At 62.3% G+C, this 12,551-nt stretch carries 10 protein-coding genes and 2 pseudogenes; 3 read left to right on the top strand and 9 right to left on the bottom strand.

The genetic code is table 11. The annotated features are described in order from the left end of the window. Nucleotides 1-127: 127 nt before the first annotated feature. The 8 genes and pseudogenes from MKCMC460_RS30605 to MKCMC460_RS30570 form a co-directional block, all read right to left on the bottom strand. Nucleotides 128-952, bottom strand: coding sequence for a TatD family hydrolase (locus tag MKCMC460_RS30605; RefSeq protein WP_238306150.1), 825 nt, complete (start codon nt 950-952; stop codon nt 128-130). After that, nucleotides 949-2,229, bottom strand: coding sequence for a queuosine biosynthesis protein queC (locus tag MKCMC460_RS30600; protein ID WP_238306149.1), 1,281 nt, complete (start codon nt 2,227-2,229; stop codon nt 949-951). The genes MKCMC460_RS30605 and MKCMC460_RS30600 overlap by 4 nt, the downstream gene beginning before the upstream one ends. Before the next feature lie 5 nt (nt 2,230-2,234). Beyond that, nucleotides 2,235-2,588, bottom strand: a complete 354-nt coding sequence (locus MKCMC460_RS30595) for a hypothetical protein (RefSeq protein ID WP_036446029.1) — start codon at nt 2,586-2,588, stop codon at nt 2,235-2,237. A 643-nt stretch (nt 2,589-3,231) separates the two neighbouring features. Next, complete coding sequence (locus MKCMC460_RS30590; protein WP_238306148.1) at nt 3,232-4,842, bottom strand: P-loop NTPase fold protein; 1,611 nt, start codon at nt 4,840-4,842, stop codon at nt 3,232-3,234. Further along, a complete protein-coding gene (locus MKCMC460_RS30585) occupies nt 4,772-5,782 on the bottom strand; it encodes a hypothetical protein (protein WP_238306147.1) in 1,011 nt (336 codons plus the stop codon). Before MKCMC460_RS30585 ends, MKCMC460_RS30590 begins: the two co-directional genes overlap by 71 nt. Beyond that, nucleotides 5,779-7,221: pseudogene (locus tag MKCMC460_RS30580) on the bottom strand (hypothetical protein). Before MKCMC460_RS30580 ends, MKCMC460_RS30585 begins: the two are co-directional and overlap by 4 nt. Nucleotides 7,222-7,297: 76 nt before the next feature. Continuing rightward, nucleotides 7,298-7,641: pseudogene (locus tag MKCMC460_RS30575) on the bottom strand (helix-turn-helix domain-containing protein). Then, entirely contained in the window at nt 7,638-8,744 is a 1,107-nt protein-coding gene (locus MKCMC460_RS30570) for a site-specific integrase (RefSeq protein ID WP_236983307.1), read from the bottom strand. The pseudogene MKCMC460_RS30575 and the gene MKCMC460_RS30570 overlap by 4 nt, the downstream one beginning before the upstream one ends. A gap of 906 nt (nt 8,745-9,650) precedes the next feature. On the opposite strand from MKCMC460_RS30570, the gene MKCMC460_RS30565 reads away from it, so the two are divergent. Together MKCMC460_RS30565 and MKCMC460_RS30560 are read left to right on the top strand one after the other, a co-directional pair. Next, nucleotides 9,651-9,920, top strand: a complete 270-nt coding sequence (locus tag MKCMC460_RS30565; protein WP_238306146.1) for a hypothetical protein — start codon at nt 9,651-9,653, stop codon at nt 9,918-9,920. After that, the gene (locus MKCMC460_RS30560) at nt 9,917-10,309 is read left to right on the top strand and encodes a PIN domain-containing protein (protein ID WP_238306144.1); all 393 of its coding nucleotides are present in this window, start codon (nt 9,917-9,919) and stop codon (nt 10,307-10,309) included. Before MKCMC460_RS30565 ends, MKCMC460_RS30560 begins: the two co-directional genes overlap by 4 nt. A 226-nt stretch (nt 10,310-10,535) precedes the next feature. On the opposite strand, the gene MKCMC460_RS30555 is transcribed toward MKCMC460_RS30560, so the two are convergent. After that, nucleotides 10,536-10,784, bottom strand: a complete 249-nt coding sequence (locus MKCMC460_RS30555) for a cation transporter (protein WP_238306143.1) — start codon at nt 10,782-10,784, stop codon at nt 10,536-10,538. A gap of 587 nt (nt 10,785-11,371) precedes the next feature. On the opposite strand from MKCMC460_RS30555, the gene MKCMC460_RS30550 reads away from it, so the two are divergent. Further along, complete coding sequence (locus MKCMC460_RS30550; RefSeq protein WP_370653223.1) at nt 11,372-12,163, top strand: sulfite exporter TauE/SafE family protein; 792 nt, start codon at nt 11,372-11,374, stop codon at nt 12,161-12,163. Nucleotides 12,164-12,551: the final 388 nt, after the last annotated feature.

The raw sequence follows: 12,551 nt of genomic DNA, 5'->3' as shown, positions 1-12,551 counted from the left end.
CAACACACCGGTCTGAAAGAAGGTGGTCCTGAATCAGGCCGTCACACCGGTCCTGAATCAAACTGTCATAGCCAGCGGTAGTTAGCATTCTGCGAAACCAATTGCAGGGCAATCTAATTTGACTCTGCTAGTAACCCGGCCATATTCGATTGCGCCGTATTCCTGGCAGGGAGTGGGCCACTGATGGCCCATGGGCCCTATAGGTAGAGGAGGGTGTCTGCAACAGACTCCGGGAGTCGTTCGATGGCTCCGGATTGTTCACACAGGGTGCGGAGGTTCCACCAGGTTTGGGCGCGGACTTCTTCGGTGTCTTGTTCCAGAACTGGCTCAGGCGCTGTTCGATTCGTTGTATGTCGGCGGGTTTACGAGCGCGGACCTTGCGAGCAGGAAAGTCCGTCTCGCACAGGACCCTTTCAGGGGGCAGCAGCCGGATCTGGTCTTCGGACATCGCAGCGTTAACCGAGAAGTAGGCGTCGGCTTCGAGGGCGCGTGCGACGTCGGTGGCATCACCGTTAAACCAATGCAGGATCGCGCCGCGCATGTCGGCGTCGTGGAGGTGCTCGACAACCTCGGTTGCGACACCGCTGCTATGGATGGAGAGCAGCACCGGTTCGTCACGGACGATACTCAGCAGCTCCTTAAATATCGAGCGCTGCCGCGCCATGTCACCGCCACGACGGTCCAGACCGATCTCACCGACCAATGCGAAAGAGCCAAGGAGATCAGTGAACTGCTCCGAATCCCATGCCTCGCGTGCTATCGCTACGCCGGGGTGGACACCGATCCCCCAGACAAGTGCAGTCTCTCGTCGGTTCCGGACTTGGCGAGCTTCGTGCAGGCTTCGAGTCATCGCGAAGACCACGGACTGCCCGAGCGCCGCGATCTGTGCTGGCGTGACGTCCGGTGCGATGTGGGCGTGCGCGTCCAATGCGGGGAGGATGGAGCCGGTCACGTCAGGGCCACTTTCCCGAGTTCGGCAAGCCCGCGGCGGGCGAGTTCGCTGATCTGGTCGAGGTCGGCGTCTGGGGGCCAGGTGCCTGCGTCAATCGCGTCGTCGTCGATACCGCGGGTTGTCGCGTAGGAGATTGCGGCCCGGTCGCTATAGCGCCGTTCCAGGAGTTCAAGGCGCGCGTCTCCTGTGAGTTCGTTGGACAGGTAGATGGTCGGGTCGTCGACGCCGGCCGCGATGAATGCGCCACGACGGGTGATACACGCGTAGCAAAGGCCACAGTTGAGGGTGGAGTTGCCACCCTTGATCCGAGCGCCGTCCAGCTTGCTGCATGAGACCGTGAGTCCTGCGACGCGATCCCAGCCGCTCGGTGGGTGGCTATCAGCGACGAGGCGCATCTCTTCACCTTTGGTATATGAGGCGAAGGGGTTAGTCACCGTTACTGCAAGGTCGATCGCCTGAAGGAGCGCGTTGACTCGGTAGAAGGTTTCGGGGTGGGTGGAGCGCGTGGAGAGCGCACCGGCCCGGTTGGGATGCAGTGGCAGGTTCAGGCTGGTGAATCCGTTCTCTGGCACGAAGAGGGTGGAGACGCCACGGCTGGTTGCGACGGCGATCCCGAGTGCGACGAAGAGCAAGGATCTGCTTCGGCTGGAGCTCTCTTTCTTGTCCGCGACTTGTGCGAACTCGATCTGGGTGTATGAGGGCGCGGGGGAGAAGGCCTCCTGGAGCCATTTGCGGACGGTGTTCTGGGCACGACGGACGGCGGTGGCGGTGTCGTAGTGGCCGACGAATAGCGGCGGCTCGCTCAGAGTGGAGAGTAGGTGCAGTGCGCCAAGATAGGAGTCAAGTCCTCCGCTGAGCAGTGCGATAGCCTCCAGTCCTTCAGAGGTTTGGGCGGCCGAATCCTCGGGGGTGATGGGGTCCTGGGTTAGCTCGAGCTCCCAGGTGTCACCGGTGAGCCAGAACAGCAGCTGGGCGAGTTGGGTGATCGCTTCGCCTTCCCATGGCGTGGGATCCGTGACCTCGACAGTGAGGTGAAGTCGTCGGGTGAATGCGCTCGGCCTGCCGGAGAGCCGGTCGACGAGGTATGCACCACCAGCGATGCGAACCAGATCGATGGCCTGCGTCGGGACTGGGCCCAGTGAGGGCAGCGACCACCCGACGGCACTCTTGACGGTGTCGGTTTCGCCGGCCGCGGTGGGCCACCGCAGACGGTGATGATCCGCCGGGCTTTCGTTCGTGGAGTCTTCGCCAGATAGGTGGAAATGCGTTAGCGGCATGTCGTCTACCTCGCCCTCAGGACGCGAACTGCTCGTTGGGCAAGATCTGCAGCCGCCTGATGTAGGGCGTTCGCTGAGAGTGCGGGGCTGGCGTCGATGTCGAGGCCACGAACCTTCGCGTCGATCCAGCCTCGCAGCATGCGCTCGCGCACGACCGCCTCGTTACCGTCGAGCGTTCCGTTGGTGATCTGGTCTTGGAGTTCGACGAGCCCGAGTTGGAAGATATAGGCGCTGACGAAGCCCTTGATTGCTTCGGTCGCGGTTGGAGGTTCGCCCTCGGTTGCGACGATCTTCTTGACCTGTTCCGTAGCTGCTTGGCGAATGGCTCGGTCGTCGGGGTGCCCGTCGTCTCCGATCATGAGAGTGACCAGCCTGCTGATCCGAGCGCGTGGGCTGAGTGAGTCGAACTCGGCGAGACTGAGGCCGTAGTCGGACAGCCTCTGGGCATCGCGGTCCCGCAGGGCGTACGCCGCTCCGATCGTCGCGCCGCCGCGTGCGGCTCCTCCGATTATCTGGCGAGTGGACCTGCTTCCAGACCGGCCAGCCCCTGCGGAGCCTTGGCCGGCTCCCGCTCCGCCTGCTCCTTCTGCGCCGGCTCCGCGGCGGCCGGGATACGGGGCGGGGAATGGTCGGGACGGCTTTTCCTCTGGTGGCCGGGTCGTCGCGCCAGAGGGCGTCGATGAGTGCTTGACCGACGCGGTCGAGGTCGGACGCCGATTGCGTCGGCTCATAGAGATAATCGGGAGATTGGGCTGGGTCTGGATCGCCGGTGCTGGTCTCGGTGCTCCCTGAGCCGAGGTCTGACCACGCTTCCCGGAAGTCGTTCCATTCGGCGGAGTTGCTACCGCCGTAAGCGCCGCTAGTTCCCATCGAGCTGTTCCAGTTCCTCGCATGCCGCCGCCTGAGTGGAAGGGTGCAGCGAGGTGTCCTGAGCCGCGCGTCGCACCAGCCCAATGAGCGCGGGTCGTCCGCTGGTCGCGAGTTCGACGACGGCTCCTGGGGTCAGACGTACTCCCCAGCAGTGGGCCTCGACTCCGGCTGCTGCTGCTTGCTCCAGTGCGGGAGTCTTCCCACCCAGAGCACGGCGCCGCGGATCACCGCTTCGCCGTCCTCCATACGCTTGGTCGTCGCGAACAGAACATCCAGGGCTGCCAGCTGTTCGTCTTCGCCGCGCTCGCTCAGGGAGTCGGCGGCCACGTTCCGTGCAGCTTCACTCGCACCCAGCAAGTCGTTGATGTGCGCGAGCACCTCATCGGAGACTTGAGCACCCATGCTGACGTTGATCAAGCTCGCGGCGAGTGTGAGATAGGGATCAAGGTTCTCGCTGCTGAGAGAAGGGGGGGCGGCGGCCCACTCCTTTGTCGATTCGTCGATCCCCTCTGGAAGGGTCGCGTCCTCGCCCTCCTCACCTGATGGGTTCGACCATGCCTCCCATCGGGCCACCATCGTCTTGCGCTCTTGGACATTCGCGGCCGCCAAGGTGTTAAAGGACGTGCGGTGGAGTTCTTCCAGCAGCAGCATCTTGATCATGACGGCTGGCGGGATCGTAACGCCGCGAGCGCGAGCGATGGACTCCCGGACACCGAACGCGTTGAGGAAGCGCTTGATCTGGCGGGGATTCGAGCGGCGGTCCGCACTCAAGCCTTCGGCGAGCTGGGTCGCCAGCGCGAGATCGTCCTCGGCCGGTTTGACGGCCAGTGCTTCGAAGTCGTGCAGCAGCGGGGTCTGATGGGCGTTCCGTCGCGCACGAACGTGCGCAGCTAGGACACGCAGGTCCGTCTCCTTCATCGAGCGGCCGGCGATCAAGAGGCCGATGTAAGCCTCTGCGTCGGTGGCGGACAGGCGCGGCAGCGCGATCGGAAGCTGAACGATCTTCTCCAGATAGCGCTTGGCAAAGATGTCGCCGCGTCGAGCACCATCCAGGCTGACTGAAATGGCGTCTCGAACCATGTCCTGATCCGCTGCCAAGACGAACACCATCTTCTCAGTTGAGAGGAAGAGCTTGATGGCCTCCAGCGTTGCCGTCACTGCATCTGGTAGGCAGCGATCGAGGTCGTCGACTAGGATGACCACGCGCTCGACGTTCGGGATCAGCGCGAGCAGTTCCTTATAGGCGTCGTTGAAGCCCGCCATCGAGTCCGGCCCCCCCGGGTCCTTGGGCTGGAAGATCTCAGCGATCTGCTTCGGATCGACCTGGAATGTCAGTGCTCCCTTGGCGATAGCGACCGCAGCGCGGCTCCAGCTGATGCGTCCGAGCAGCTCCTTCGCCTTCTCAGCGACCTTGGCCTTGATACTTGGATCGGGGATCTGACTCTCGATGCCATGCAGAATCTCAGAGATCAGCGTGCCCTTGACGTCCACCTGGTCGTCGTAGGCCCACGGGTTGGTGGAGACGACGAAGCAGGTGTCGTCGTCCTTGAATTCGGCCTCGATGAGCTTCAGGATCGTGGACTTCCCGCCGCCCCACGGGCTCTGCACCGACAGCGTAAGCGGATGGATGTTGCGTTCGCGGACCGCGGCAACGATTGGCTCGACCACGGCGTCAAACCCGAGGAGGTCCAAGGTGCTGGGGTTGTCGTCCCAGAGCCGGATCTGTGGGGGTGTCGCCGCCATTGCCTGCCTCGCTATCACTTCTCGTCATCGTTGTGGTCATGGTGCAACCGGTCGCACAGACCGAGCCCGGCCCGGATAAGTATCCTTCGATGTCAGCGTCTTTGAGGTGTTCAGCCCATGAGGTGTAGGTGGGCTCTGATCGCCAGTCGCACGCGCTGCAGACGATGGACTCGTAAAATCCTTCGCCAGAGTCATCGGGTTCGATGTCCTCAGCAAGTTTGTAGGACTCGCATCGAGGACATCGCTCGGGTTCGTCGGATTCGGTTCGGCGAATCAATTTACCGAATGTGCTGAGCAGATGCGCCGTAGCGCCGAGGACGATGTCTGCGTCGAATTCGGTTGCATTGCTGAAATGTTGGAGCCAGACCGTCAGATCCCAAGTCTTTTCCGAGAGGGCTTTTACATAAGACCGCATGCGCCCGTCGGCGAGACGGTCTGCATAGATATTGGCCCAAGCTTTGAAGTCCGCGGCTTTAGGTGGCTCGGCGACCTCGCCTAACCATTCCGCGTCAACCTGTCCTTTCGCCATAGCGATGAGCGCGTCTCGGCACTTGATTCCGACGGCTTGGTAGTCCTCGGCTTCGGTCGCTTCGTTCATCGCCAGAACTGCCTGACGGTAGCGACGCCACGACGTGGAGACGTGGACTTCGTCCTCGCTGTCGATTTCCGACCGACTCCGTTCGGCGATCATTGCACCGAGGCCGATGTGAAATATCAATGCTTGTTCGGCCTGCGGGAAGTCCGTCTGTAGGTAGAGATTAGTGGGGTTGGTGATCACCCACCAGCGCGTGGATGTGCAATGCACATCGTAGGTTTCGTGGGTACGGCCCAGGACGCGTCGCGATCCAATCTTTTGGACCAACCCAGCCTGATCATCGTCGGGCGATTGGCTGTTGACGTAGTCCCGGATGTATCGCTCCTCATGCTCAGGGAGATTCACCAATCCGCTTCCTTCTTCGAATTCGCCACGTTCCGTGCAGTCGCGTAGTTGGCCCAGGTCGTTCCCGCGAGCGCAGCGTGGCGTTGAGTGACTTGGTCGCTGTATCCGAACATTTCGGCGACCAGGGGGAGCGGGGATCTCGGAGACAAGTTCTTGGAGAGCGGTGTTGCGTGATCCGAGCATGTTGACGCCTAGCGCCCGCAGGCGTTGCATGATGGCCTGCGGGTCAATATGCCGTCCGGGTCGGCTGCTGGGGAACAGCCAGGGCGTGCCGATCGCGCCACCGGCTGTCCGGAGGTTCGGTCGGTTGTAGCGGTGATAGTTGAGCTGAGAGGCGAAGGGTTCGGGAACCGATATCGGCTCCTTCCCGAGCGCAATTCGGGTCTCTCCGTCGGCGTAGGAGATGGCCGTCGACTGTAGGGCGGCGATCTTGGTTAGTGGCTGGGCGTAGAGCAGCAGCAGGATGCCGGCAATACGGTAGGGCAGGGTTTCGGAGTCGCCAGTGAGCAGTTCTTTGAGCCAGGCGAGGCGTTGGTCATGGGTGATCGTCGGGGCGGTTTTCGCCTCTCTGAATCCGATCAGCACGGCGACGTTGAGCTTGCTCTTTTTGGCCCAGATGAAGAATGTTCGGATCAGGTGACGGGTGGTCGGGCCTGAGGTGAGGTACTCATCGACGTCTTGTTGCGTGCAGTCGGCGATGGTGCGCTGGTGAGTGTGTTCAAGCCAGGTGAGGAATTTGATGGTTTCGGTGATCTCTTGTTTCGCCGATCGCTTTGGGCCGTCGGATGATTGGCCGGGTTTGGATTCACTGCGAAGGCGGCGTAGGTGGTGCCAGCTCGCGAACTGCTCGACCGGGGTGCGAACTGTGGGGGAGTCGATGGCATCGAGTTTTGCGGCCAGCCACAGTTCGAACCGTGCGAGGTGCTCGTCGCGTGGCGGGAGCAGCCCGTGGTGTTCCAGGATTGACCGCAGGTGGCTGACGTGTTTACCGCGACCCGCCGCCGTGAGGCCGTCGTGGGTGAGTGGTATTGCGCCGGAGGTGATTCCGCCAAGCAGCTGCAGTACCTCGATGTTGCGTTTCCAGGTCAGGATACTTTCCGGCCGGTCGACGCCGCAGAGCACTTCGATCAAAGTCTGCATGGCAGTGAGGTCGGCGGGATGGTGGAGAAGAATCTTGCAGAGGTCGTCGCGTAGGGCGCAGCGGGCGCATTGGCCGCGGCGGTACATCTCGCCTTCGCATTGGCAGATTGTGCAGGTGAAGTTGCCGGGATACCGGCGCAGGTCATGCATACGGGGCGTGGGTCGGCGCGGTTTCGGCGGCCGGGCAGGACGCCGTCGTGTCCGCAGGTCGGGCAGAGCCCGTGGGTGCGCATGGCCGTGTAGAAGCAGCTGTCGCACAGCCGATCGCCCGGCCAGTAGACCCGCAGTCTGTTGGCCATGCGGTGGCAGCGGCTGCATTCGACGGCCCCGTTAGTCACACGTGGTCGGCCGCGGCTTACAGATCGAGGGGTGGCATCAATTGTCATCGGTGACCACACGTGCTCGCCGCGGGCGGACTGACTTGTTGAGTTCGACGACGTTGGGTGGCGCAACGGTGCCGGAGGCGGTCTTCTTCTTGCGGACGTCGGTGGCGGTTACGGTCACAAGATCTTCGACGCCGCAGCCCAGGATGTCGCATAGTGCTGCCATGAGCTGCAGGGCGACGCGTTCGGGCGTTGGTGCACGATGCGGTAGACCTGCGGGCGGGACAGTTGCACTCCACGCTCGGCCAGTCGGGGGATGAGGTCGGTGCTGTTGTGCATGCCGTGCGCGGCCATTAGCTCGGCCAGGCGCCAGGTGTAGTCGACTTCGCGTTTCACGATGTCTCCTCCTCACCGAAAGACAGGGCGTCCTTGATGGTTCGGTCGAGCACCCTTCGTAGGGTCCGGGTGCGAAAGTCGCTGGAGACGCCGGTGTAGAGCGAGGTGGTGCTGGCGTAATCGTGGCCGGCCTGGTCTTGGACGAACTTGGCGTCCCAGCCGTCTTCTATGAGGTGGGTGATGTAGGACCGTCGGAAGGAGTGCAGATCCAGCCCGGCGGAGAGCTCGAGGTCGTTGCAGTACCGGCGGAATCGGCGCAGCAGGGTGCGTTCGGCGACCAGGGCGCCACGCTCGCTGGGGAACAGATCAATGCCGTCGTCGAGGTACGGCTGGCCGTGAGTGAGCCAGTCGGCGATGATCTCCGGTGTCCAGTCGAACACTGTCAACACGGTGCGGCGTTTCGGTGGGGAGCCTTTCTTGGCCTTGCCGTAGCGGACCTTAACCACGCCGTAGCGACCGAACTCCGGCGCGTGCGGGTTTCGGGAGAAGTCGACGGTCTGCAGGTGCCGCAGTTCGTTAAACCGGACGCCATAGGAGTAGGCGACCTTGAACATGACCGCGTCCCGGTATGCCGGCAACCAACCCTTCTTCTTCGTGGCGGCGATCACAGTGACCTGGTCGTCGGCGTGGTCGAAAAAGTCCTGCAACTCCTGTTTTGTGAAGGGTCGCTTTTCGGGATCCTGCTCGTTGTCCTGAACGTGGATGGCGGTATTCCAGGCAAAGAACACTTGGGCCGGGTGCGTGCCGAATCGTTGTTCACAGACGCGGTCCCAGCCGTAGTCGGGGTCAGCGATGTAGGAACAGAACAGGCGAAGGCCGTTCTGGTACCCACGGATGGTGGACTGGCGCCGGCCCTTGATGCCGCGCAGATCGGCGAAGAACTCTTCCACGATGGCCGGTGTCCACGACCAGGGGAACTCATTGGTGTGACCGATGAACCGGCGAACCAGACCGATACGGCCGTCGATCGTGTCGTGATCGAGGTTGCGACACAGTTGCTGGTTCCGCCATCCCTCGAGCATTTCTTCGACCGTTTGGACCTCAGGATGCAGCAGCGGTACCGAGCCAACCAGGAACACGCGACCGCTCTTATCGACTGGCAATTCGGCCTCCCAGCTGGTCTCATTAGATGATTCAATGAATCATCTAATGAATCATTACCACATCGGTCCAGGTAGATCCATCAACTGCAGGGCACTCGTCGCATCGTGTCGAGCCGGCCGTCTGCCAGCGCCATCGGGAACTAACCAACCCGACAGATCAAAGACGCTGCGAAGCAACAGTTATGGCGAAACAGCCCCGGACGTCCGGGACCAACAAGCTCCAGGCGGGGATGATTCATCAGATGAAAACGGCGACGTTTAGTTGACATAATCACTATTATCGGCGAAATGAATTGCAGCACAATGAAATTGATTGTCCGATGTTCTTACTGCTCTGCCAGAGTGCGATATTCGTTACGTCGCCCTGACGACAATATAGCCGGGATTCATGATGCCATCGGTTCACCGACATTGCCCGGGCAACTCTCCCAAGCTTGGCTTGCGCCAGCCAAATTGTCACAGTGACGAAAACCGACAACGGTGCTTGGACAACAGGTTTCGATATCTACGCCGCGGCGCGGCCGCTGACCACCCCGAGCCCGGGATGGGCGGCTCTTTGGCCGCCCGTCCACTCCGACCACCGGCACACCACTGGACCCGATCACCGAATCACCCGATCACCAGATCACTTGTGCCTATCCTTGCCATGGGGTCGACGCGTCGTCACGCCAACCGTTTCAGTGGGCGCCACCGAACTGGCCAACGCCGCGACCTCAGCGTCTACACACGTTTATGAAGTTGCTCAGTCACGATTCGACGACCACCTCTGACGAGCTAGGGAACGCACGGCGGCATGGCGTAGACATCGGCGCGGGCGTCGGCGGTCCCGGTATTCAAACGCTCCGAGGCGGTACTGGACCACACATTAAGGTGTGACACTACTGTGCTAGGTGTTACACTTCGGGCGTGCCAACAACCAAGCGGCGACACGCGATCACCGAAACCGACGATATTGCCGGCGCCCTGGAAATGGCCGCGAAAACATGGCCTGACGTCGCCGACAAGCCGGGTGCGTTGCTGCGGCGACTTATCCTCTTAGGCCGAAACACCCTGGTGCACGATCGTGCGACGGCCGAAGACGCTCGCGAGCAGTCAATCGATGCGACGGCCGGAGCGCTGGCCGGCATCTTCGGGCCCAATTACCTGCACGAGCTCCGCGAAGACTGGCCCGCGTGATCGTCCTGGACGCGAGCGTGCTCATCGGGCACTTCGAGCCGGCCGACTCGCATCATGGTGACGCGACGGCACTACTGAAGGCACACCTGACTGACTCGTTCGCTTCCAGCGTCGTCACCCTTGCCGAGGTTTACGTCGGCGCGTCACGGGCCGGCCAAGCAGATCGCCTCGAGCAGCTCTTAGCGCAGTTGGCAATCAGAAGCCTGGAACTACCAGCCGACGCCGCACACCGCCTGGGTGAGTTGCGCGCAACGACTGGCCTCAAGCTGCCCGATTGCTACGTGCTGTACACCGCCGAGCGCCATCACGCCACAATCGCCACTTTTGACGACACACTTGTGAAGCGCGCGAAGAGCATTGGCCTGACCGTCGCGGCCACCGCTGGTTAAGTGCTGCCCTGTTGGCAATCAAGTACGGCCTGGCCGCTCCCCCACTCGTCAGCATCAATCGGGCACCACATTACAAATAACCCTGCATATTCGATCTCGTCGTATTCGGACGCGCCGGGCAGCTGCCATGGCTCCGGAGCCGCCAAGCGGCCAATGCCTATTGGCCTTGGTCCGGTGCATGGATCAACATCGGTGTCATCACTCAGCAGACACAGCGTTCGGTTTGCTAGTGCGTCGAATGTGCGGTCGTCTGGGTGAAGAAATTTTCTTTGACCTCGTGCAGCGCATAGAACACGAGGACGTAGCCGGCGACAGGGTCGGCCCACCGCCAGTCGAGGAGGCTGTTGAGCAGCAGGCCGAGCAGCACGGCGGCGGACAGGAGGCCGTCGATTAGTGTGACTCGCCCTTCCGCGGTCAGCACCGGATTATCCAGGGCGGCACCGGTTTGGGCCTTGCCGGCCGCGAACGCGAACATCGCCGCCGCGGTGATCGTTGTCCAGGCGAAGCCCAGGGGTGAGTGCTGGGGAGTGGAAACCGATGACTAATGCCACCGTTGACTGCACCAGCAGATAGACCGCGAGCGCCGCGAAGCCGGCGCCGATGAGTCGCAGCGCGAATCGTTGAGTGAGGCGCCGATCTCGATCAGCGAGTCCAAGCCAAACCCTGCCAGGGCCACTGATTTGGCGTGGATCGCCGCCACTGCGAGCATGACGATTTCCGATCACGTTCCAGGTCAGCGTGGCGTATTCGAGGGCAAATCCGCGCCGCAGCAGCGATCGGCGTGCAGCCTCATCGAGGTGGCTCATCAAAGCAAGTCTCACATATGGGCGGCGACTGAGATTGCCCGTTGGGTCTTCAGGAAGGTTCGCGTTGCCCGACGTACGGGGCTTCTGCGGTTGCCGGTAGGACTGTCCTTCGATGGCCCCAACGGCGACTCCTACCGCACCCCCAACCCCCGCCGCGAAGTGCTCGCCAAAGACCGCACCCCGACTAATGCACCGCCGCCCCTCGAGGCGGTGATCGAAACCCTGGCCACGACAGCACCGTGCCGTGATAGTGGCAGTGGTGGATATCGGCGAGGTTGTGCTCCTAAGCTTCGTTGCGGGGTTGGGGGTGGCGGTCCTCACCGCTCCGGTGGGTGTATCCGGCGCGGTGTTCTTGCTGCCAATTCAACTCACCGTTCTGCACGTTCCCAGCCCTGCGGTCACACCGACAAATCTGTTGTTCAACATCGTGGCGATCCCGGGCGCGCTCGCCCGCTATCGCGCCCAAGCGCCGTTAAACAGTCCACTGACCACCGTGCTGCTCATTGGCACGCTGCCCGGCGTCGTGATCGGTGCGGTCATCCGGGTATTCCTGATCCCCGGCTCACAAATCTTCCGTATTTTGGTGGCCGCATTTCTTCTGCCACTTGGGATCTGGCTTTGCGTCCCGAGCAAGCGAAGGGCCGGCCCGCCACCGGCAGTACCGCCACGGCGTTACTCCATGGTGGCGCTCGCAGCCGGCGTCGGCGTGATCGGCGGGATCTATGGCATCGGTGGCGGGTCACTGCTTAGCCCCATCCTGGTAGGCCGTGGGCTGCCGATCGCCATCGTGGCACCCGCCACCCTGGTCTCCACCTTCGTTACCTCGGCGGCCGGGGCGATCACCTACGTCGTTCTGGCCCTCGCCACCGCAGGACACCACATCACACCCAACTGGACAATCGGACTCGTCGCCGGCGCAGGCGGACTGATCGGCGGCTACCTCGGCGCACGGCTCCAACCGTGCCTACCCGAACGAGTCCTCCAAGTGGGCCTAGGCGTATCAGCCATCGCAACCGCCACTCTCTACGCCATCCAAGCGCTCGAATAACTCCGGCAAACGCGCTCCACTGGCTGGCCATCTGGACGCTCTATCGGTGGCGGTGGTCGATCACCGCGCTATGGTTCACCACGGTGATTCTGTTGATTGTGGTGCGATTGTGGAATTACTGGTCGACTGTCATCTAATCGACGACATGCTTGTGGGCGCAGGGTTATCGGGCCGTCGCTGAGGCGTACCGCGACCACGATTGAGCCGCCAGTTGGGCGTGGCGCTGGGTGCAGTTGTTGCCGTAGACCAATAGGTGGGCGAACACCGGCGGGGGCGGCCTGCGGACAGCTCGCACATCCGCCGTGCCACCAGGCGGTCGCCTGCTATCGGGATGTCGACTGCGTCACCGTGAACCGTCCCGCGTTTGATGCGCACCTCCTTCCTTGGG

The organism is Mycobacterium sp. 20KCMC460 (assembly GCF_022179425.1).
In the GTDB taxonomy this organism is placed as follows: Bacteria; Actinomycetota; Actinomycetes; order Mycobacteriales; family Mycobacteriaceae; genus Mycobacterium; species Mycobacterium kiyosense.
Note: the sequence above shows the minus strand (reverse complement) of the source record. Positions and strands in the feature narration are given on the sequence as shown.

Coding starts and splice junctions, on each gene's coding strand:
- MKCMC460_RS30600 (WP_238306149.1), bottom strand. CDS start 2,229: ATGCCGCTAACGCATTTCCACCTATCTGGCGAAGACTCCACGAACGAA.
- MKCMC460_RS30595 (WP_036446029.1), bottom strand. CDS start 2,588: ATGATCGGAGACGACGGGCACCCCGACGACCGAGCCATTCGCCAAGCA.
- MKCMC460_RS30590 (WP_238306148.1), bottom strand. CDS start 4,842: ATGGCGGCGACACCCCCACAGATCCGGCTCTGGGACGACAACCCCAGC.
- MKCMC460_RS30555 (WP_238306143.1), bottom strand. CDS start 10,784: ATGTTCGCGTTCGCGGCCGGCAAGGCCCAAACCGGTGCCGCCCTGGAT.